We start from the raw sequence: 20725 nt of genomic DNA, 5'->3' as shown, positions 1-20725 counted from the left end.
AGCCGTTGAGGTACACGATCTCGGAGACTTGCTCGGAGAATTAACGCCTCAGCACTATTTGCGCTCAAAGCGTTAGCTCTCGCTTGAAGCAAGCGGCTCACTCCCCCTGAAGGAGTGGATTACTGAAATTTCGGTTGTTGCCGAGTCTGGCGGTCAATGCGCCTCAGCTGCGCCTTAAGCCGCGCGATCTTGCGCCTCGCTCGGCGTGTGGAGGTGCGCTTGGTTTCGATCAAGCCGGCGAGGCGCTCGATCATGTTGAGCTGCGCCAGCAGCATTCGGTTGGCGTCTGTCATGCGGACCGACTAGTCCGCGGCGGTCAACTATCCAGGCCGTGCGCAATCTAAAGGGGAGCGGCCTGCAGCCCTTGAAGGAAAGGCGGATAGACTTTTGGCCGGGTGTTTGCGAACTTTGCAGGACCATAGATCAACTAGGCGAGGACCGTGATTGGTGGTTACCCAACCTTGGACAGCTGAAGAAGATTGCAAGCTTCGGAAACTCGTGCTTTCTGGCCTGGGACGAAGTAAAATAGCCGAGCAGATGGGGCGTAGCCAATCCTCGATACGAACCAGCGCCGCAAAACTGCAGATCGCGATTGCCCGCTCTGAGAACCCCATGCAACGGGGAAAACGCTTGTTTCGTCGCATCCCTACTGACACTTGATGGGAGTGGACCGGCGCCTCACCGCAGACCGGACGACGCTGCACGCCAAATCTTCCAGTATCGGAAGAGTTCGGCCTCCCGCAGGCCGAGATTTGAACCTGGTGGGGAGGAAGGCCGACCAACACAAATGATTTTCTGCGGCTCGCCTTAGAACGAGGTGTCCGATGTCAAAGGCAAAAGAACTTGCCGAGCGCGCCCAAATGTTTGAGAAGCGCGCCGAGATAGCGATGGATCGATCCTCGCGGCAGCACTACCGCGAGATGGCCGCGCACTGTCGCGCTCTAGCCATTGAACATCGCGAAATAGCCCAATTACAAAAGCCTCTCCGGGCAGAGTTTCGGGTCGGGAGCGTCACACCTCCGCCATCACTCCGCGATGCCGACAGATCAACCTACCGGCGCGTAGTGGCCGTAAGTGCAGTTCTTTGCGTTGCATTTGTCGCGATCAGCTTTTCATTGCGACCGCAACCGAAAGATGATCGTGTGCTCGTCAAGGCGGACCGGTTAGTGCGTACCGCAGGCGAACCAGCTCGAGCGCGATAGTCCCGGGAAAGACGAATGGGGACGTTCAATTTACTTTTGGCGAGGTCGGGCTCTATTCGCCAGTTGTCTTGCAGCATTTTGACGGCGGCCCTACTCAGGAAAGTGGTTCTGCGGCAATTCTCCCGGCGGCGGTTTCCGTCGTTGAAGCGCCTCGTATATCTCAACCGGCGTGGGGCGCCACCGCAATTACCGTGTCTCATTCCAGGGGTGCAGTGCACTACTTATTGACGCCTTGATTGGGTGACACGGTGCCCCGATGAGACATTTTTCAATATTGCTCTGCGCGGCGCTCTTATCATGTTCGAGCGCTTTCGCTTATGAATGGACCGCAAACGACAAAGCCGAATGGGAAAGAATTCGGACCGAGCAGAAGGCCCGGGATGAGCTACTGGCAAAAGAGATGCCTCGCCCGTGGGATAAAGCCAAGATCTTCCGGTCGATAGATGCGCCTCCAAGCCAGCCCTCCCAACTTCACCGATAGGCCGGTAGCCTGTTGAGATCGCGGTCAGTGATCCGTTTGATTTGCAGGCTCTAATTTTCCTCGCTTCGTGCGGCATAGCATTCGGCGGAGGAGTAGAATTTTATCGCGCTCTGCTTCTGCTCGGAATGCCCACACGGTGGTCGTGCCCGCAAGTCGTCACGGATTTTACCCGAAGTCCTGATGGAGGCTACCTCTGTCGCCTTCCCTGAAGGGCGACAGACATGGACTATCGCCAGAGAGGCCACAAGATCAGCGCCCACAACGCCAAGCTTATGGGCGTGCCGATTAAGATTCCGCGAAAACAATCCATTTGACACCATTGCTGATGCCGGACTGAGGAATCGTTAATTCCTGAAGGCAGCGAACCGACGCGCTGAAGTAGCGGACGAGTGCCGCTAAGCGTTGGAACGTCTCAGATTTGAGCTCGTTGTCACCTCACCTAGCCCCGTAACTGGCGGCAAAACGCTGTGAGATAGCTCACAAATTGGTGGGCCGCATGTCTTTATACTCAAAGGAGAACAGTCGGCGGGCCAGCATGGCAACTGAAGATGATGCTACGGCGGGCAGCACGTCCCGCTCCAGTCGAACGTTCACTTTGGGATTTCTGGCACTAGTTGCCGTCGCCACGCTCGGTTGGCTTTATGCCATTGCGCGCGCAGGAATTGCCGTTGCGATTGGCTTTTCGGCCATTAGCCGACGACCATCCCACGCGGACGGTCTAAACCGACTTAATGCATCGCGACATCCAGCGCTCGATCCGTCGTCAATGCGGAGCTTTTCTCGCAACTCAAAGCGGCCTGGCATCTTCTGCCGTTGATCTGAGGGGTGCATCCGCTGCCTTGAAGGTAGCGGCGCACTCGCCCTGAAGGAGTGAATGAAACCGCTAAAAGTGGCGCAGATCTTACAAACTGCGCTTCGGGAGACGTTCGTTATGCTGGCTGTCGACAGTGAGGCACCCGTGACAGAGCAAACGATCTCCCAGACCCAGCAAGTTCTCTCCGAGAGCTTAGCCGACATCGAGGGTCGGGAGATTTTGCTCGAAGTGCTTGAACGAGATGGCCACGACGTCTCCGAGCAGCGCAAGGAACTGGACCAACGCCGGCAAGAGTACGCCAACGTCATAGTGCGGCGCTTCCGCGAACTCGCCAGCCGCTGCTAACCTCTCCCTTGAAGGTGAGCGACCCGCAGCCACTGAAGGAGCGGGATACGGAAGCCGTTCCGCCCTGTCGCCAGGAACCGCAAGCATTTGTGGTGGATCAAACGCAAGGCGCATAGAGATGCCATGGCGCCGTCGCTTAATTTTTCAGACAGCTGCAACTCGTTCTATGTCCCGCTCCTCCCTAAGGGAGGTCGAGCCACTCCCCCCTGGGGGAGTGAAATTCTTTGTGGAAGGGATGGGCAATGGGCTAAGCCGCCCCATCACGCCGAGGAATTCTGGATGTCGCTATTAAAAGCGGATGTTTTGGTTCACACGGACGACAAGCCACGACGCATTGCCGCCGTGCGAGAAAACGCGAAACGTGACCTCTACGTTCCGACGTTCGCACCCAGAATAGGTGATGATGCGGCGGAGCCTGAAATTCTGGAGGGTCGCATCTCTCTGCACCCCTCTTTGGCAAGCTCCATTCCTATCTCGACCATCAAGGTCCAGATGAAACTTCGGGATGGAAGGTATCACGATGTCGCCTCGGTAACCTCGGCTAGGCTCGCCACATACGCGCCGCTTCTAGCGGGACTGCCCATATACTGACCCCAGCAGGCCAGTAGGCAACGCTTGCCGCGATCCGCCGGCCGACACGCGCCTCCTGCAAATGTTGTTGAGAGCAAAATCCTTGTCTCTGAGCTGGACACGCATCGGCATTCGTCAGCTCTCAAACGTGCATGCACCTGACGACATTCTAATCGTGAAAGAGTGGGCACTGGCCGTTCTAGCAACGCAGCAGATTGAGCAGGCCAGAGAAATTTATGGCGTTCAAGATACCGTTGAAGCAGAAGCGAACTTTGTTGTGGAGGCGGCTGGGGCCCGGATGCGCTTGCCACAGGCTGTCCAGCTTTTTTCCCGATCGCCTGAGCTGGGAAGCCAGATTCCTTCCGCGTGATACCGAAGAGGAAATCGGTCACTTGCCATGAGGGCTGCAAGTCAATCTCCCCTGAAGGAGTGAAGGACTGAGACCGGAATGGAAACCCGGGAACCACGAACGATTGGAGCAGAGACGAAATTAGGCATATCGTTCAGCCATGACCAATGCAGCAGCCAAAGCATTTTCCGTCGCGACAGCGATTGTCATCCTGCTCGGATTGACGCTGGTTACATGCCGGCCTTGCGCCGAGACACTCGAAGACACTTACGACTCAATCCATGCTCAATTTTTGAACTGGCCCATCGATGACGAGAGATAACCCGTTTGCGCACGAACAGTGGTTCCAGATCGAGCCTCTCGTCAACCTGCTGATCCCAGAGATCCGCGCCGCTCCAGCCGTCGTCTTTGGTGCCGGTCCCGATCTCGATATTGAGATGCTGCGAAGCCCAGATGCGGATGGCTCCTCGCCCTTCTCGCACTCACTGGTGAAATCGGCCAGCATCGAGGCGACCCTAATCGGCCGGTTGATCTTCGGCATCACCCACGGCCAGCGGTCCGGGTTCATCCAACGCGCGAGAAACAGAGCCGTCGCGCGCGGCCGGTGGTTCATCAGCATCGCGACCAGCATCAGCGCGGCGGAATAGGTCGTCTTCGACCTCTCGGGACCAACGCGAAGAAATCGCGGATCATCCGGACCCTGTTGACCGGATCCCAGAAGCCGAACACGGCGCGGACCAGGTCGCGGAACCATTCGCCGGAGACGTCGCCGAGCCAGCGGGATGCAGGGAACGTCGGGTAGCCAACTCATCGAAAAACGCCAGCCCCATGTCGGCCTCTGCCATGATCAGCGGCAGATCCGGCATCAGCGAGCGTCCCTCGCGGATGCGGGTTTCCCAATCGGGGCAGGAGGCGGCCACATGCATAATGCTCAGGCAAACACTGGCGCCAGATGATGGTTGACATCTGGTAAAACGAGGTGAAACAATCTGAAATGCTCGCTAGAACAGTAGGAGCATTTGTATGAGTAATATTCGCAAATCCGCGGCAATTTCGGTCGCGAGCGGGTCGAGTAACCTTCGCGTCCACATTTCTCTTATTCGTAAGATCTCACTGGATAACATTACGCGCATCAGACGCTACGACCTCTCGAACCGTGAAGATTTCGTCATCCACACCATTGAGTTCATGAATGGCGGGACAGCCGTGCTCGGTTACAACAAGGCCGGCAAGATCATGCGTTTTCAGGTCAATGGCATTCGCACACGGATCGATGGTGACCACATCACGCTCGTGTCGCAGTAAGCGGTAAGTTGCGACCGTCTCAATGTGTCGCCTGCTGGCGGCGAGAAATAAGCTCGCCGAGCGGCGTTGCGACATTCGGCTAGTGCGCGCGGCGAGCGCCGCGGCTTCTTGCCAACCTTCTCCAGCTTCTCGACCTTCTCCAGCGGTTATTGCGTTTGATCCCGGCGACCGTTTCCCTATCCGCTTGGATCACGTTCTCCTCACCCCTCGAAACGCCGCGAAGCGCGAGCTTATGCGATAGCGGAAAAATCACCTCGGTCCCCGGCACGGCGAAGCCGGAAGCGCCAAGCAGCGATCCCTAAATAGCCCGTCAGTGCTAGGGATACACTGATCAACAGAGCGGCAAACAATTGGTTCATGGGGCTGACCCAAGTCGCGAAGGTCGCGGCGGCGACATGGTCATCGCTCCATCCGGATGACAGTGGGTAGGACAGGATCGAGTGTCCGCTCCAGCTTCAAATTTCGCTTGGTGGCCGCGCCCAAAAGCACCAACACGCCAGAACGAGAGCGTACGCCACAGCCGCAGTGTAAGATTGCTGACTTGATAGACAGGGCATCTCCATCTCCCGAACTGCCAGTTTGGCTGTAGCAGAGAGCTGAGTCGGGCATTATCTTGGCATTTCTTCCCGTACAATCGCTGGGGTACTCGCAAGATAAAGCTCGGCCCGCCCGACGTTCCGAGCGAATATCGGCCGCTGGGCGAGACTTGGGTACATGTAGCGGAGCAGCGGCTCGTACTTGGCCGCCAGCTTCGGGCTTTCTTAACACCTAGGGCACGCGCGGTCCGATGTCCGCTAACGGGGCCAAGCTCATTGTATGGGAGAAAATCTCCAGTCCAGTCCAATTTGAACTTGCATTCACGAAATGCGGAAGCGTCCTCGTTGTGAGTTGGTCTGGCGCAGGTGCACCGCTCCAGTCTTGGTTGGCCAGCCGCGTGGCGCGGAATAATCCCGCCCTACTTCCAGGCTATAATTCAAGACAGGATTGTGTCAGGCGACCTCAGCGTCGGCGCGCGGCAAGGGTCACAAGCGGCGCGATCGAGCTATTGGTCTTACCGGGTACCGCTCGGTTGATCACGATGGTCTTCTCAATCTCAGCCATCGTCATTGCGAATGTTTCGCGCAGACGGGCCGCGTGAGTTGCGCTCTCCGGTTCAGTCAGATATGCAATCTTGATCAGCAATCGATTCAACAGATACGTAACTCGAGCATTATCTGAATGCTGGGCTCGAAGCGCCGTGATCCGTCGACGCATCTCGAAAAGATCGAGTGGAGAATCGCGCGTTTTCTTTTCCAAGTGAGGCTCGCGACGTTGCCATGAAGAATAGGACCGACGCGCCGAGTATGATCGCACGTCGACTATGCCATCGGGGTTCCGGACGGGGAAATGTCCGATACTCCACCATAGCCACCGGCGTCCCGACCGCAATCGAACAAGCAAATTAAGCTTGATATTTGAACCCAGGCCCTGCAGCCGTCCTCTTGGTGACGACTGAGTAGCATCTTCCGTATCTCGTCAGTGCGCTGCTGCATTCCGTCGGAAACCGCCACCGTCTCATCGGAACCATTACTCCTCTCTCAGATTGGGAATGGCAATGTCTGAGACGTCCGGCTGGCCCCTGAGATCAATGCTGCTGCTAACCTCGATGCAGCTGCCGCCGCGCGTTCGAGGCTCAAGAAATTTTTCGTCGACACGATCACCATGGACGCATCGACCGCGGCGATCGCGGAAATTCTAGTAGCGCCTGCGGAGGACCTTCAAATACGGTGCTCGCGGAAGGCATCGAGCCGGAGGAATAGGTCCGCGCCATTTCGTCCGGCGTCGAAGTGGGCAGCGTAATCTCGTCTCAGCGCCTTTGCCGTTCCCGAAGTTCAGTGAGTTGATGGAGTCATGCTGCTCCGCGCACATCGCGGCATCTTCGATCGACGACATGGTGTTGGTCGCCTGACGGAATTCGAGCCAATCGCCAAGACGCCACCTGTAAAACCTATCACTTCGACACTCTGTTTGGCATGCACGAGCGCTTTAACGATATTCTCGTCTTTCGAATCGGAACGCCGCTCAACGGGCTATGCTGGGCAATGCACCACTTCTTTGCAGCCGCGGGTATTTGCCTCGCCCTCGTCGTCTACGCCACCTTGGCGAGGCTTGCGGGGAGGCCGGCGCTCATGGGCCATGCCGAAGCCTATTGGGTCGTCGTCATCGAGCGCTTCAGCGCCTATGGCCTGTTGGGCTTTCTTCTGTCCTTCCTGCTGCCCGGACGGTTCGCTCTGGCCTGCTCGCTCGTCGTGGCCGTCGCAACGGGGCTTGAACTGTTGCAGGCGCTGACGCCCGACCATGATCCGGGTTTCCTCGACGTGCTGCAAAAGGCGGCGGGGGGCATCGTCGGCGTCATCCTCGCCCAGACGATCCTGGCCTTCTTACCCGGGCCTCCGTCCTGAAGTTGGCGACGCAGGCGCCAGCCATGTCATCAGCGACACAGTAATTCGGTCCTAACTTCATCATCTGCCCGCGCAATTCACCACCGGGATTTATGGCGGTATGAATGTTCGCGTACTCACCTTCCGGCGAGCAAATCCGTAGCCTGAGCGTCCGTGAGAGTGGCTTTGTCCTGGATCGGGCTTTGGACGGCCTTGAATGGCAGCACGACTCCGGCGTTCTTGCCGGCCTCACCGGGGCCGTGGAAATGCGCGCCGAACGCGGACCCGTCTGGCCGAGATAGGGTGACCATATATGTCAGCGCTTTCGTCTCGGTATCGTAGGTCGCTTCCGCCTTGCCTGACCCGGACGAGTTGTTCGGAGGCACTTCATTGCTGCCTTTTAAATCGGCCTGCAACTTCACGAGCTCTGCGTTTGCCGTTGCGGCCGTCATGATGATCAGCCCACCCAGCATCGCCGCTCCCACCAGTGTCGCGTAGCCCCGATCGCTGTCGTTCCTCATGGCATCCTCCTGCAGGCTCTGCGCCCGCTGCGGTTAAACCCCGGCCCGCAATGGAAATTCCGGATGGAGATTTATGCCTGATTCGGGACAACTCTCGCGAGAATCTCGGCTCCTCATACCCGAAGCCTGAGCGATCGCTTGCGGGGGCTAAGCCGAGCGGCGCTGGCCCAGGAACTGGTTCGGCGTCAGGAGTTCTGCCATCTGCCGATGGGTGGCCTGGAGTGCCTCGATGGCGCCGTCCAGATCAAAATCGGCGTCCCGGACAGATGCGAAAAATTTAGCCGTCAGCGCCAGATCGAGCTTAACGCGGGTTGCGCCATCGCGGCTTTTGCGGCGGTCAAGTGACAGATGGATGGCCCGCATTCTGGCCTCGGCAGGCGTGCAGCCACTAAGCCCGGCGAGTTCGTCATAAGTCATCCAGATCTGTGCCATGTTTCGGTCACTCCTTTACTCGGCCTCAGCTTATTTTTCGTGCTTAAAGCTTCGGTTGCCGCGATGCGCGCGCCCACCTTTTCGCGGTGATAGGGTCAATGCGAGCTAAACGAGGAAGGACAATCCTGCCGAGCCGCCGGTGGGTTGCATACAGCGAAGATCGATCTATGCTCGTCCGATCGATCAACCGTTCAACTGAGGCAATCGCATTGGGACAGATCACTTCGGAAAGCCCTCTCCTTGAGTGACGTCGTGTCCCGTGGCGCCACGCGGCATGTCCCCGCCTTCGGCACCACTGTGGGCCGGCTTCGCCGCAAACGCCTTGCATTGCCGACGCTTGCGGTGCTCGTGCTGTGTGCCGATTTGGTGCTGGCGGCGGACGCATGGACGATCGTTGATTTCACCTCGAGGTAAGCAGACATGACCGACCGACCGACTGTCCTCGTTACGGGAGGCGCAGGCTATATCGGCTCGCATGCCTGCCGCGCACTGACCGCGGCCGGCTATCAGCCCGTCGTTTATGACAATCTGTCGACAGGTCATCGCGGCTTCGTCGCCGGCCCGCTGGTAACAGGCGATCTGCTCGACGGCGCCACGCTGGCGCGCGCCTTCGCCGAGCACAACATCACGGCGGTCATGCATTTCGCGGCGGCGAGCCTCGTCGGCGAATCCATGACCGACCCGCAAAAGTACTACGTCAACAATGTGCAGGGCACGCTGTCGCTATTGCAGGCGATGCGCAATGCGGATTGCCATCGTATCGTGTTCTCCTCGACCGGCGCCGTCTACGGCAATGCCGATTCCAAGGAACTGCCGGAAGACTTCCCCTGCGCGCCGATCAACCCCTATGGCGCATCGAAGTGGATGATCGAGCGCATGCTCGCCGACTACCGTGCAGCTTACGGCTTCGGCGCATTCTGCTTGCGCTATTTCAATGCCAGCGGCGCCGATCCGGCAGGCGGCATCGGCGAATTGCGTGAAAACGAGACGCATCTTATTCCCCGCGCGATGATGGCGCTGCAGGGGCATGTCGACTTCGCCGTGTTCGGCGACGACTACGACACGCCCGACGGAACCGCGATCCGCGACTACATCCACGTTGCCGATCTCGCTGCTGCCCATGTCGCGGCTTTGAAGCTGCTGGAATTGGGGCATGCTGGCGGCAGCTTCAATCTCGGCACCGGCTCAGGCTTCTCGGTGCGCGAGATCCTCACTGCCATCAGGCAGGAGACCGGACGCGAGGTGCCGCATGTCGTCAAGCCGCGCCGCGCCGGTGATCCCACCTATCTCGTCGCAGACCCCTCGGCCGCCCGAAAAGTGCTGGACTTCGTGCCGCGACATTCCGATCTGTCGACCGTGATCCGCACCGCCTGGGCCTGGCACCAGAAGGCGCATCCGCTTAAATCAACCGGATAACCTGGCTCAGGTGCAGGCTTAAAGCTCGCACCTGGAAGCACTTATCCAATAAACCGAGAGCTACCGGCGAATTCAACCGCAAGCGATAGCACGGGCGGCATGTCTACAAGGCCGTCGATTCATTTCATCGCATCTCGTGCTGCTATTTCTTCCATACGACCGAGCTCCTCAATGTCGCCACCTTCCCGTCTTCGAAGGTCGCATATCGAAGCGTCGCCTCGACGGTCCGCGCCTCGTTGAATGCAGCATTCCATTCACGCATCTCAGTCGCAGCGCAAGCACCAGTACGTCGGCTGGCATACATCGGACATTCCAGCGGTGGCCCCTTTCTGGAGGATTCGACTCATGAGATCAACACGGCCACGTAGCTGCGAGATCAGCGCGCTCAGCCATAGCTTTCCCTGTGATGCCTGATCAGGACATTTCTTGGATGTCTGCCTCGACCTGAAACAGCGCCTCGCCCTGGGCAGGCCCTTTCGCGTTAGCGGAGGAAACCACTTGCCCAAGCACGCGCCTGCCCGGCCCGGATCTAACTCGGGAGCCAGAAAGCTTATCTGCGATCTCGATTTTGGGCCCCCGACGTCAGGTCAGCAGCCAAACGGCAGGGGCCTTAACTACAGGCCCAGAACCGCAACAACCGACACGTGAGGCGTCGGGTTATTAAAAGTAACGGGGCCTGCAGGAGCAAGCGCAATGCACACGACTACCGCAGTATTCTTCGTCCTTGCTACGGCGTTTTTGGTTAGGTTCCTAGTTGTTAAGCCTCGCATCGATGCTTGGCTCGACGGGTAGAACAACATCTTGATGCTGCTTGCGACCTCGTGGTCTAGCCGGGCCGAGTTTTCGCGGCCGGCTTTCCAGAATCAACCTGCCCGCGCAATATCAAGCTTGATCCGAGAGTCCGGTTGTCGACGCTCACAAACTAGCGTGCTCAAACCGTGCTTTGCCCCGATGGGGCCCTCATGGCGGAGCCGGCGCGCCAACATATTCGGCCGCGTCGGTCCGTTCATCGGCGAGAGCAGCAAGATGCGCAAACTACTTTTGATCGCGTTCGACGTGTGCTTCTGGACCGCACTGATTGCCTCCATCGTCACGACGATCGCACGCCTCGGCGCGCACGCGAAAGGGCTCCGTGAGCAAGCAACGGCTCCTACCCCCGCAAAGTCAGCATGAGCTTGCTCGTGGCGTTCACGTGGGCGCTCCTTGAGCTTGGCCGTCAATCACCACTTCTGACGATGCGGTGCAATATTCGCTGTCATGACACAGCGCTGGTTGATCGCGAGCCTGGACGGCCTGGGCCCGGATGCCGAGGCGGATGAGAGCTTTGCCGATCCTCAACTTGCAGCGTAGAGTTTCGCGACCGTTCGGAGAGCCGGCTGGACAGCGGCCTCAAAGCTCTCGGATGCGCCCAAAATACATTCCCTCGTTTGCTCAACGGATGGATCGGCAGCGCGACTCTGGTACCGGGACAAAATACCGTATTACGCAGCGGCCTCGCCCAGCTCTGCATGCAGAGAGGACGCGTCACAGCGCGATCGCCTTTCAAGGCCGTCACGCCGCCGAGGAGCTTGATACACCCGCACTTCGACGCATGTTGAGCACGCTGCCGTTTGTGAACTAGATCATATCGGAGCCCGGAAATCTCCGGTACGAGGTTCACCGGGGGCTTCGAGCTTTCCACCCGGATTTTGACGCGCCGGCCGCAGCACTCACCTGCTGCAGCGTTCGTGTTCACAGTGCTTTGCGCCAGAATCAAGATGGCCCGCCACCGCAATTTATTTATCCAATTTGCCTGGATTTATCGCGACTTTCTGATCGCCATGGGAGGATAGTAGTGCCCAAAGAAAATTGCCTCGTCGTTCATGCTGCCGGAAGACAACTGGACCTCCTGCGCGGCGAAGCTTCCCGCATCGCCAAAGGCAAGAATCTTGATTGGTGGATCGATCGCGCGGAGGTCGGAACCCGTTTTTGCTTCGAGGATGCGAAGGCAAAGGAGTCGTTCGCTCTCGTTTGTGACAATTTCGGTATTGCTTGCCGAGACGTGTAGCCACGGTCGCCACTACAAGCGGGCGCCATTGCGCCAATTACGATGGCAATTCAGCGCCAATCCGGCCCCCGTGCCTGGAGGTCCGCACCTGGTCCGGAGCACGGGAGCCGAGCGCTTCGGCGTCGCCGCCGATAGCGGAGCCTTGTAGCACGCCCTTATGCGAGACGAAATAGAAGTCGGCGAGTGTGTCAGCTGCCGAGCAGCCATCGTCCCGCGGTGGTTTGAGGTAAGTCATGTGCTCCTCCGCCAGCCGCAGGCGGCAAACCATCATGAAGTCTCTTTTGAGATTGATGATTGAATGTGCGAATTACGTGTGTCGATCGCAGGCACGATCGCGAAGAGGCGTCCCGCCGGTGAGGTGCGGCGTATGCAAAGCCGTGACAAAGGAAGTCGCGTCCACTAGCGAGAAGCGCGGACCTGTTCTCCAGTTTTGCACGAAGCATTTCGTAACCTCGGCGAAATCCCTGGAAACACAGGAGCAACGCGTGGCGCCGAGGTGCCCTACAGGCAGGCAGCGGCGTCCCGCAGCCGCATATAACTGCTGCGTTGCCCGCATCTGCCGCTTCTAATTGGCCTTCTCAGTACCACTTCGGAAACGTCGCGGTCACTACCATAGCGCGATCCCCGCACCTGCCAATTGAGCGTGATGATGCTGGCTTTCTGCGGAGTTGGTTCAACGGCCGCTTGTCGCCGACATAGCTGAGCATCAGCTGTCAGCGCCGCCTGATGTCAGCCCAGTCAGCAGCAGAGAGGCCTTTGAGCGGTCTTTTTGTTTGTCGGAGCGTCAACTTGGCCTTGAAATGACCGGCTCCGACCCATGCGAAATGTGCCTGTAGGTGGTGATCGAAGCCAGGATCAAAACGAAGCAAAAAACGCCAACAAATGCAGAAAGCAAAATACGGATGTCCATAATCGACTCCGAATACCTGATTACGGGGCGCCAGCCTCGGGAAGTCAAGCTCTGCCGCCAAACGCATACGCGCCAGCTACAGTGAGGCCGGCGCCGTCCGCGCACTTTTGGGGCGGCCAATACGCGCCCGGGCGCAGGGCCCAAGAGGATACTGGGGAGCATGGAGGAACGCTTCCAGCCAGCAAGACGTTAGGGAAAACTTGGCATAGGACGGATTGTGGTCGATCTGAGTTTGGTAGTCGCGATCGCGCTCGGCGCATTTCTTGCCGGTGGCCTGTGCGGCTACGGCGTGCGCGCTGCCGTGTCGGCACGCCGGCGGGCAAAATTCATGCGAAGGCGGTTGTAACGCGAAAGCTTTCTGAGCAGCCGGGCCGCCCATCAAGGCTTACAGCTGGAGGGCTGATCGAAAGATGCAATGTCCGACAAAGCGCGCCAGATCACGTACATCGTAGCCATAACGCTCAGCACCTTGGGTTGGCTGATCTTTCTCTATGAGCTCGCGGACTATCTGCTCGAAGGATAATCATGGACGCTCGCACCCTGCAGCTCGAAGACAGGCTCATCCTTTGCCAGCGGTTGGCCGCCTATTGGTTGGGGGTCTCGGCGGCGCCGCCGCGAGCATGAAATTTGGTCGCCAGCGTACGGCCTGCCGATCTTTTGTCGGAGCGGGCTGACGCAGTTGCCGCCATCTACAGGGGAGTCGCCGCCCAGTCGCCTCGTCACCGGATGCGCCACCCGCTCAACGGCTTCGCAGAAGAGCGAGCGCGATTCTGGTGTGGCGGGCATCTTCCGGTGGAAACCCGATGGAGATCGCGCGGGAGTCTGGAATTTGGCGGTGATGCTGATTGAAAACCCGGGGTGAGCTTTGCCGGTGTGCAACGTCCTGCAGTATCGTCTCAACCGGTCCAGTTTCGATCATCGGGAGGCTCCGTGCCATTGAGGATCAGCCATGAATGTTTCTTAAAGGGATTCAAGGCATTCTTGGACGGCATGGACCGCGATGATGTATCGACCTGGTTGGTGCCTGCTCTCAGGCGAAGTTACGCGCGTCTAGCAGCATGGATGACGCGCGGAAACCGCGCGCCTGAGCCAGGCCGCTTGCCAGCGCCGCCACGCACAGAGCGGCCCTCCCGATCTCCGGACCCGTCGCGCCGACCGGCGCCGCCGCGCATTTAGAACGTTGCAGGGCTTTGCGGATGACCAATAATCGCTCCTTAACGCGTCCGTGGTTGCCGAACGAAGAGGGGAGACTGCTCGCGCTGTTCGGCGAGGGCGCCACAGCTGACGAGATCGGAGAAGAGCTGGGCCGCACGCGTCAGGCGGTCTACGCTCGCTTGCAGCGCTTTCGAAAGCAGCGGGGGCGAGCGAGCAGGACGAGCGGGGAGTTCTTTGCTCAGCTGCCGGAGTAATCGCGTGCGGCTGTCGATTTCTGGAAACATCATCAGACCGGAGGCAGGCCAGCTTGTCGAGCGGTCGGTTCTCCGGCAGAGCAGAACGTCCAGGGATGCCGTCTTTGGCTGCCATTCCGACCTAGCGATCCTGAAGCCAGGCCAGATTAAAGGTGGCAACTTTGTCGGTTGCGTTGCCGGGTCGCAACCTGATCCTGCCGGAGGACTGCCTGTGACCACTGCAAAGCCGCCCGCCCGCTACGGCGCTACTCGAGGGCGCCCGTCCGAGCGGCTTTGCTTTACCTACCGACTCGCACCCGGGAGACGCCCCCCAATCACCCGGGCGCGAATGGCGCCCGCGCCCGCGACCGCGACCGGCTGTCGAGCCCCTTGGGCAATTTATCGGGATTGAGCTTGACGACCGCGCTCTTGGCATCGGCTGGCAGTGCTCCTTCCTGACTATAGATCAGCGTGCACTCGAACCGAACCTCTGGCACCTCTCGCGCTGTGCCCGAGCAAGTAGCCATCGCGCCGCTGCATTTGCCCGTCAGGTTGACCTCGACCTCATCGGGACCAAATACGCTCGGGTTGCCCTCGGTATGACGTTTAACGGTCAGGACGGCCGTGAAACCCTGCTCATGGACCTGATAGGAGCCGCCATAGGTGAAGAAGCTGTCACGGCCGGAGATCCGCCCGTCGACAAGGTCCACAAGGCCCGTGCCCTGGCCACGCGGAGTCCTGAACCAGGCCGCATATTTGCCGTCGCTCAGCATGAAAAACATCCGTCATAGTATTCAGATGTATTTGCAATCAACTCCAGGGCGTGACAATGACCCATACGCCGCGTATTGCGGCACGGTTAACGGACTGCAAAGCTGATTGCTCAATTGCCGGTGCCGCATGCGCAACGCAGGCGACAAACTCAGAACAATTCTATGCCGTCGTCGGCGGTCTCGACCCGGCGCACAGCGGCAATCGACATCAGCCCCGGCGCTTGAAGGAATTCCGGAAAACCGCAGCGCGCGCTCCGCTGCATTGTTTGAACCACCCGGACCTGGGTACTGCAAGGTACGGCATCCCCGAACCTTCCACCGCCGTGTGGGCGCGTGCCCTTCAGCGGGGTTGATTAACGACGAACGTAGGTCACGAGCGCCCTATAGTCTGCAGTTGATCATCGAGGGCGGACAGGGCCACAAGCGGAAGTTGGGGCGACGCGTCGTGCCTGTTGCCGGTGGACGACGGCTCGCCAACTTTCGGCTGTGTGGACGACCAGAAGTCGGCATGAAAACGAACTTCGCCGAAATCAGAAGACGGGAGGTAGCGCGCGCTTGCATGGTTCTTCGCCAGGCCGCCTCTTCATTATTCAAAACGCGAGCGAGTTTGATGCTATTTTGAGCGCCCTCTACATTGCCTTCGTGATCAGGGAACCTAACATGGTCCTCGGTGCATCACACTTCTGGAGATTTTATGAAATACATTTCCATTATCACAGCCGCTGCGCTGGCAGCCGCAATCGCCACGCCTGCGCTTGCAGGGAGTGCGACGCAGAGCCCCGAGTGGCTCACGAGGCAGAAGGTTTGCAAGAAGGAGGCTTCTACGCAGGGGCTCCATCTGTCGAAGAAGCGGGCGTATGTCAAAGAATGCATGGCTAAAGGTTAGCATTGACCAGCATCGCATCAACAACCCCGCTTCGGCGGGGTACTTTTGTTCGCTTTTGCTGCCACTATTCTCGCCCGCCTTCATGACCTTCTTTCGCGAATCGCCAAGCTTTGTGCAAATGGCAACCTATTGCGCCGGTGGCACAGCGGGCACCGCGCTCTCCCCTTGGGATAGTCAGAAAGCAAACTGGAATCGTCCAAAAGTGATCAGCAAGCAGGCCAGTTTTGGCCGGTGGCAGAAGGGCTTCAAGTCCGCTAAGCGGCAGCTTCGATCTCGAGAGTGGCGCAACGTGAGCGGCGGCAAGGCTAATCAGGCGCACTCGCCGGGTCGACGGCAGAGATCTGCAGTCCCGCCGGCACTTGCCTCTTTAGTTCTGATTTTACGGAACCTTAATAGGTCATTTCTAATGTCGAGAGCCAGCAACTCGTCGCGGCAGCGACTTCGTTTCCGCTAGTTATCGTCTAGACCTGCTCGGTTGGCAGTCTCTTCGTGGGAGAGACCGTTATGCTCAAAGCATGCATGATTGCTACTTTCGCGCTACTTTTTTTGGCGTTATGCGATCATCAAGTATCAAACGGGAAGTATATCGATGCGGTTCTCGTCATGGCAAAGCAGATAACGCGTTCGTTCGGCGTCTGACACAGCGAGACGGGCTGCGCGCGTCAACGGCTTCCTCGTGCCGACGCCTCCAGCCGGGTACGGTGACCTTGGGGAGCCCCGACCAGTCGTCCCTCCCATGCCGAAAGCCGTTCTCGGAGCGCCCGCGTCCTGCAACAAACGGCTGGGCTTTGCTAGCGCAACAGAGACGCTCAACCGCGTTCAAGCTCTTCGAGAGGGAATGGTTTTTCAGGCACCCGTCGGCACCGTATCCGCTAGCAAACGCAAACGGAATGCCCGTCCCTTTCAGCAATTCTGGGATCGGTTCAGAACTATGTGTTTCCAGCAGTATATCGAGAATGGCTGCATCGATGCCCGATGCAGATGTAAACAAGAGCCCGCTTTGCAATCTTTAGCTTCACCAGCGACGCTATGACCGAGCTCCGCCAGCATGTCCGCAATCATCATGCGGATAAGCGATCAATCCTCAACCAGAAGCACAATGCCACAACCGACCCCTAATGAGCATTGTACCTGAAATGCTTCAGCCGTGGGAGAAAGTCAGATTTCCGTCTACGACAAAACTGTCTCCTCGGACACAAAAGCGATCCCGATGCCTTTGGCCGAGCGCCACACGGCTCGGCACGGCCGCTGCAATTCCGCCGTCGGAATGCTTAAACTGAACTCGTGCGGAATACCAATTTGACCTGGTACCTCCAAGAGGGCTCCGACGTCCGAGAGGTCACGCACCACGCAACTGAAGGCGCCTCCGGGAAATTGGATCATTGCGGCTTTGAAGACGCGCCGTCGGCGTACTTTGCGCTTTTCCATGACCGCGAGATTACGACGCATAAATGAGAAATTGTTGAAACTTATTGCGGAAAGTCCTGCCCCAATTCTGGCCGTCACTCAAGGGGGCGGTAACCACGAGCGGCATCGGTCGTCGCCGTCTTCGACGGCTTGACGACGCGACGGCCGTATAAACAGCCGATGCCGCTGAACGTGGCGCGAGACTATCTGGTCGAAAACCAGGGCCGGCAGTTCGACCCGGCCTGTGTCGAGGCCTTCCTGTCGCGCTGGGAGGAAGTGGTCGAGATCGCCGCCGGTCAGCAGGCGACGCCATATCAGAAGACCGAGGCCACGCTCGCGCCCATTGTGAATATAGAGAGTGCAGCGGAGGGCACCCGGTCGAGGCCGTCCCAGCCGAATGATGTTATCCATCCGGCCAACAGCTTGCCGGCGCAGTGTTTTCTCCGGTCGCCCGTTTGAACCTCTTCCTGATAGAGTGCACCAATATCTGAGAGTGATTCCGGTCACACTTGCCTGGGCGTTTCGCTGCTAAGCATCGGGCCTGGACGGGGACCGGGCAAATATCGGTCGAATTGGATGAGAATTCCCATGAAAAGCCTGATCGGCGCTGTTGTCGGCGCGTGCTGTCTTGCTGCCCCGGCTTTGGCGGAGAGCCCGGCCGCCATCGTCGAGGACGTGCAAGGCAAGGTCGACGGTGTCGCGTTCATGGATTATGTGGCGCCGGGCAAGATCATCAAGCTGGGGCCCAAGGCAACCATTACGCTCAGCTATCTCAAATCGTGCCAGCGCGAGACTATCAGCGAAGGCGTCGTCATGGTCGGCACCGAGCAGAGCACCGTGCAACTCGGCGAGGTTAAGCGGGAGAAGGTGCCCTGCGATACCAACGCGGCAAAACTGTCGGAGCGCGAGGCGAACCAGAGTGCCGCGACGACCTTCCGCACCATGCGGTCGGACGCCAAGGGCAGCGCTCCGGCCAAGCTGCCGACGCTCTACGGCGTCGCACCGTTGGTGCAGGCCAAGAGCGGCAGCACCCTGGTGATCGAACGCACCGATGGCAAGGAGCCCACCATCAGCGTTCCCCTCAAGAGCGAGACGATGGTCGGAGGCAAGTTCTATGACTTCGCCAAGGCCGGGAAGTCGCTGACGCCGGGCGGCAGCTATCTCGCCATCCTCGGCACCAAGCGTTACGCCTTCCAGGTCGATCCCAGCGCCACGTCGTCGCCGAAGCCGATCGTGGGACGCCTGCTGCGGCTCGAATAGGCAGCTAGCGACAGGGCGATGCGGCGGATCGGCAGACGGGACATCGTTGCAGCGATCCTGATTGCGCTTCTTGCAGGCGCCGTTGTGACGTCTCCGCCTTTGCAGACGCTGCAGGGCCTGTCACTCGACGTCCTCACGGCACTGCGCGGCAAGCTCGTCGGCGACCACCGCGATCCCGCGACATCACCCGTCGTCGTCGTGGCCATCGACGGCGAGACCTACGACACTCCGCCGTTCAAGGGATCGCCAACGCAGACCTGGACGCGCGAGATCGGCCGGGTTCTCGGTAGCATCGACGACGGCGGCGCCCGGGCGATCGGCTTCGACGTCATCTTTCCAAGCTCGATCGAGCAGTCGGAGATTCCCTTTGGGGATACCTCGTTCGGCAGCCGGATCAAGGGATTTGACCGCGATTACCTGATCGCACTGCGGCAGCTCTCCGACAGCGGCAAGCTGTTGCTCGGCGAGGTCCTCAGTAACGACCACCCGGATAGTCCTGACCGCGCGCAGCAACTAGTGGTGAAGAACAATATCCGCGCGCTCAACGTCCATACCGACAGCGACGACGTTATCCGGCGGATGCCGCTGAGCTTTGCGATCAACGGCAAGCCGGCCCCCGCAATGGCGGTCGAGCTCGCCGCGCGTACGCTCGGCGCAAGGCCCGAGATCGGACCATCCGACGCGACGGAACTATCCGGCTACACGATCCCAAGCGCGGTCCCCAACACGCTGACGCTCAACTTCCGCGGCATGGGTCGTGACGTGCCGGCCTATTCCTTCGCCGACCTGCGTGCCTGCGTCGAGAAGGGTGACCGCGACTTCTTCCGTCATGCCTTCGAAGGCAAGGTGGTGCTGCTCGGGACCGTCCTCAATTTCGATGATCGCAAGCTCACCTCGATGCGACTGTCTGGCGGGTATGACGGATCGCCGGCGCCGCGATGCGCCCTACCCGTCTCGGCGAACGCCGCGCAAAAGGCCCGCAGCGACATCGCCGGGGTCTTCTTGCATGCCACCGCGGTCCGGAACTTGATCGAGCGCGATGCCGTGAGCGAACTCGGCTTTCCGGCACGGACCATTGTCACGATCGCGCTCGCGGCAATCATCGCCTGCGCGGCCTGCATGCTCGCGCCCGGCGGCGCGATGATCGCCTGGTTCGTCCTCACCGCCGTTTACGCCGCCGCAGCGGTCGGTGCATTCGTGCACGCGTTGGCGCTACCATTGGCCGAGCCCGCGCTCGCGAGCCTCGCCGCGCTCGCGATGATGATCGGCTACCGTTTCGTGCTGGCCGATCGTGACGAGCGTTTCCTGCGCAAGAGCTTTGCGTTCTATCTCGCCCCCGAAGTCATCGACACCATGGTTGCCTCCGGCAAGATGCCGGCGCTCGGCGGCGAAATGCGCAACGTCACCATGTTCTTCTCCGATCTCAGCGGCTTCTCCTCCATCGCCGAGACGATGACGCCGGGCGAGCTGGTGACGCTGATGAACGAATATCTGTCGGCCATGACCGACATCATCGAGAGCCATGGCGGCTATGTCGACAAATATATCGGCGATTCCATCGTCGCCATGTTCGGTGCGCCCGCCGACGATCCCGCGCATGCGCGCCACGCGGTCCATGCCGCGCTGAAATGTCACGAAAAGTTGGCGGAGCTCAACGCCGGGAGCGCCGCCTTCGCCGGCCATGGCCTGTCTCACCGCATCGGGCTCAACAGCGGCGAGGCCGTGGTCGGCAATATCGGCTCCCGCCGCCGCTTCAACTACACCGTGATGAGCGACACCGTGAACGTCGCTTCGCGGCTCGAAGGCGCCAACAAATACTACGGCACCGCAATCATGGCCTCAGAAACGACTGTCGCGCAGACAGGCAATACTTTCAAATGGCGCGAGCTCGACTCCATCAAAGTGATAGGACGCGGCGAGGCGATCAAGGTGTTCGAGCCCCTCGCGGAGAAGGGCACGGAGAGTGCCGGGCAGACGAAAATTGCCGCCGCGTATGCGGAAGGGCTGGCGTGCTGGCGGGCAAGGGAGTTTGCGAAGGCGGCTGATGCGTTCGGGCGAACGGCGGAAATGGATTCGGCGTCAGCGCTTTTTGGCAAGCGCGCGACTGCGCTCGCTACAAATCCACCGGCGTCGGATTGGACGCCGGTGAATATTCTAGAAGGAAAGTAGCGCGGCGTCGCACCGCTTTTCGGGTCCACT

The 20725-nt window shown here is 59.4% G+C and carries 18 protein-coding genes and 1 pseudogene; 11 read left to right on the top strand and 8 right to left on the bottom strand.

What is annotated here, in order from left to right:
• Window positions 1-119 precede the first annotated feature (119 nt).
• Entirely contained in the window at window positions 120-275 is a 156-nt protein-coding gene (locus AC0L3S_RS26520; protein ID WP_473282303.1) for a hypothetical protein, read from the bottom strand.
• Window positions 276-2557: 2282 nt separating this feature from the next.
• Here AC0L3S_RS26520 and AC0L3S_RS26515 point away from each other — a divergent pair.
• From AC0L3S_RS26515 to AC0L3S_RS26500, 4 genes are all read left to right on the top strand, one after another.
• On the top strand, window positions 2558-2842 hold the full coding sequence (locus AC0L3S_RS26515) for a hypothetical protein (protein WP_473282301.1): 285 nt from the start codon (window positions 2558-2560) through the stop codon (window positions 2840-2842).
• A gap of 673 nt (window positions 2843-3515) precedes the next feature.
• Entirely contained in the window at window positions 3516-3782 is a 267-nt protein-coding gene (locus tag AC0L3S_RS26510; RefSeq protein WP_473282299.1) for a hypothetical protein, read from the top strand.
• Between the two features lie 287 nt (window positions 3783-4069).
• Window positions 4070-4408 (top strand): hypothetical protein, encoded by a 339-nt coding sequence (locus AC0L3S_RS26505; protein ID WP_473282297.1) that lies wholly within the window; start codon window positions 4070-4072, stop codon window positions 4406-4408.
• 376 nt (window positions 4409-4784) lie between these two features.
• Window positions 4785-5066, top strand: a complete 282-nt coding sequence (locus AC0L3S_RS26500) for a hypothetical protein (RefSeq protein WP_473282295.1) — start codon at window positions 4785-4787, stop codon at window positions 5064-5066.
• A 999-nt stretch (window positions 5067-6065) separates the two neighbouring features.
• Here the strand turns inward: AC0L3S_RS26500 and AC0L3S_RS26495 are convergent.
• Window positions 6066-6362 carry a hypothetical protein gene (locus AC0L3S_RS26495; RefSeq protein WP_473282293.1) on the bottom strand — a complete coding sequence of 99 codons (297 nt, stop codon included), beginning with the start codon at window positions 6360-6362 and terminating at the stop codon, window positions 6066-6068.
• A gap of 785 nt (window positions 6363-7147) precedes the next feature.
• On the opposite strand from AC0L3S_RS26495, the gene AC0L3S_RS26490 reads away from it, so the two are divergent.
• On the top strand, window positions 7148-7507 hold the full coding sequence (locus tag AC0L3S_RS26490) for a VanZ family protein (protein WP_473282317.1): 360 nt from the start codon (window positions 7148-7150) through the stop codon (window positions 7505-7507).
• Here AC0L3S_RS26490 and AC0L3S_RS26485 read toward each other — a convergent pair.
• Window positions 7458-7938: pseudogene (locus AC0L3S_RS26485) on the bottom strand (CHRD domain-containing protein). The gene AC0L3S_RS26490 and the pseudogene AC0L3S_RS26485 sit on opposite strands and share 50 nt — an antisense overlap.
• A gap of 216 nt (window positions 7939-8154) precedes the next feature.
• Complete coding sequence (locus AC0L3S_RS26480) at window positions 8155-8439, bottom strand: hypothetical protein (protein WP_247282658.1); 285 nt, start codon at window positions 8437-8439, stop codon at window positions 8155-8157.
• 240 nt (window positions 8440-8679) lie between these two features.
• Here AC0L3S_RS26480 and AC0L3S_RS26475 point away from each other — a divergent pair, with 240 nt between their 5' ends.
• The 3 genes from AC0L3S_RS26475 to AC0L3S_RS26465 all read left to right on the top strand — a co-directional run bounded on the left by AC0L3S_RS26475 (window position 8680) and on the right by AC0L3S_RS26465 (window position 11902).
• Entirely contained in the window at window positions 8680-8853 is a 174-nt protein-coding gene (locus tag AC0L3S_RS26475) for a hypothetical protein (protein WP_473282291.1), read from the top strand.
• Window positions 8854-8859: 6 nt separating this feature from the next.
• Window positions 8860-9855, top strand: coding sequence for a UDP-glucose 4-epimerase GalE (gene galE, locus AC0L3S_RS26470; RefSeq protein ID WP_473282289.1), 996 nt, complete (start codon window positions 8860-8862; stop codon window positions 9853-9855).
• Between the two features lie 1834 nt (window positions 9856-11689).
• Window positions 11690-11902 carry a hypothetical protein gene (locus AC0L3S_RS26465; RefSeq protein ID WP_084462212.1) on the top strand — a complete coding sequence of 71 codons (213 nt, stop codon included), beginning with the start codon at window positions 11690-11692 and terminating at the stop codon, window positions 11900-11902.
• A gap of 37 nt (window positions 11903-11939) precedes the next feature.
• Here AC0L3S_RS26465 and AC0L3S_RS26460 read toward each other — a convergent pair whose 3' ends face one another.
• The 4 genes from AC0L3S_RS26460 to AC0L3S_RS26445 all read right to left on the bottom strand — a co-directional run bounded on the left by AC0L3S_RS26460 (window position 11940) and on the right by AC0L3S_RS26445 (window position 17287).
• Window positions 11940-12137, bottom strand: coding sequence for a hypothetical protein (locus tag AC0L3S_RS26460; RefSeq protein ID WP_473282287.1), 198 nt, complete (start codon window positions 12135-12137; stop codon window positions 11940-11942).
• Window positions 12138-13842: 1705 nt separating this feature from the next.
• Window positions 13843-14016, bottom strand: coding sequence for a hypothetical protein (locus AC0L3S_RS26455; RefSeq protein ID WP_473282285.1), 174 nt, complete (start codon window positions 14014-14016; stop codon window positions 13843-13845).
• A 519-nt stretch (window positions 14017-14535) separates the two neighbouring features.
• Complete coding sequence (locus AC0L3S_RS26450) at window positions 14536-14973, bottom strand: hypothetical protein (protein WP_473282283.1); 438 nt, start codon at window positions 14971-14973, stop codon at window positions 14536-14538.
• Between the two features lie 2056 nt (window positions 14974-17029).
• On the bottom strand, window positions 17030-17287 hold the full coding sequence (locus AC0L3S_RS26445; RefSeq protein ID WP_063993707.1) for a PilZ domain-containing protein: 258 nt from the start codon (window positions 17285-17287) through the stop codon (window positions 17030-17032).
• Between the two features lie 159 nt (window positions 17288-17446).
• On the opposite strand from AC0L3S_RS26445, the gene AC0L3S_RS26440 reads away from it, so the two are divergent.
• The 3 genes from AC0L3S_RS26440 to AC0L3S_RS26430 all read left to right on the top strand — a co-directional run bounded on the left by AC0L3S_RS26440 (window position 17447) and on the right by AC0L3S_RS26430 (window position 20695).
• A complete protein-coding gene (locus AC0L3S_RS26440) occupies window positions 17447-17725 on the top strand; it encodes a hypothetical protein (RefSeq protein WP_473282281.1) in 279 nt (92 codons plus the stop codon).
• 129 nt (window positions 17726-17854) lie between these two features.
• A complete protein-coding gene (locus AC0L3S_RS26435; RefSeq protein WP_473282279.1) occupies window positions 17855-18526 on the top strand; it encodes a hypothetical protein in 672 nt (223 codons plus the stop codon).
• Between the two features lie 18 nt (window positions 18527-18544).
• Entirely contained in the window at window positions 18545-20695 is a 2151-nt protein-coding gene (locus tag AC0L3S_RS26430) for a CHASE2 domain-containing protein (RefSeq protein ID WP_473282277.1), read from the top strand.
• Window positions 20696-20725 lie beyond the last annotated feature (30 nt).

The sequence above is a fragment of the Bradyrhizobium sp. Ken01 genome, assembly GCF_055807355.1.
Note: the sequence above shows the minus strand (reverse complement) of the source record. Positions and strands in the feature narration are given on the sequence as shown.

Excerpts from the sequence above, each read along its gene's own strand:
- AC0L3S_RS26520 (WP_473282303.1), bottom strand. The coding sequence starts at position 275 with ATGCTGCTGGCGCAGCTCAACATGATCGAGCGCCTCGCCGGCTTGATC.
- AC0L3S_RS26515 (WP_473282301.1), top strand. The coding sequence starts at position 2,558 with ATGAAACCGCTAAAAGTGGCGCAGATCTTACAAACTGCGCTTCGGGAG.
- AC0L3S_RS26505 (WP_473282297.1), top strand. The coding sequence starts at position 4,070 with ATGACGAGAGATAACCCGTTTGCGCACGAACAGTGGTTCCAGATCGAG.
- AC0L3S_RS26500 (WP_473282295.1), top strand. The coding sequence starts at position 4,785 with ATGAGTAATATTCGCAAATCCGCGGCAATTTCGGTCGCGAGCGGGTCG.
- AC0L3S_RS26490 (WP_473282317.1), top strand. The coding sequence starts at position 7,148 with ATGCACCACTTCTTTGCAGCCGCGGGTATTTGCCTCGCCCTCGTCGTC.
- AC0L3S_RS26480 (WP_247282658.1), bottom strand. The coding sequence starts at position 8,439 with ATGGCACAGATCTGGATGACTTATGACGAACTCGCCGGGCTTAGTGGC.
- galE (WP_473282289.1), top strand. The coding sequence starts at position 8,860 with ATGACCGACCGACCGACTGTCCTCGTTACGGGAGGCGCAGGCTATATC.
- AC0L3S_RS26460 (WP_473282287.1), bottom strand. The coding sequence starts at position 12,137 with ATGACTTACCTCAAACCACCGCGGGACGATGGCTGCTCGGCAGCTGAC.
- AC0L3S_RS26450 (WP_473282283.1), bottom strand. The coding sequence starts at position 14,973 with ATGCTGAGCGACGGCAAATATGCGGCCTGGTTCAGGACTCCGCGTGGC.
- AC0L3S_RS26445 (WP_063993707.1), bottom strand. The coding sequence starts at position 17,287 with ATGGAAAAGCGCAAAGTACGCCGACGGCGCGTCTTCAAAGCCGCAATG.
- AC0L3S_RS26440 (WP_473282281.1), top strand. The coding sequence starts at position 17,447 with ATGCCGCTGAACGTGGCGCGAGACTATCTGGTCGAAAACCAGGGCCGG.
- AC0L3S_RS26435 (WP_473282279.1), top strand. The coding sequence starts at position 17,855 with ATGAAAAGCCTGATCGGCGCTGTTGTCGGCGCGTGCTGTCTTGCTGCC.
- AC0L3S_RS26430 (WP_473282277.1), top strand. The coding sequence starts at position 18,545 with ATGCGGCGGATCGGCAGACGGGACATCGTTGCAGCGATCCTGATTGCG.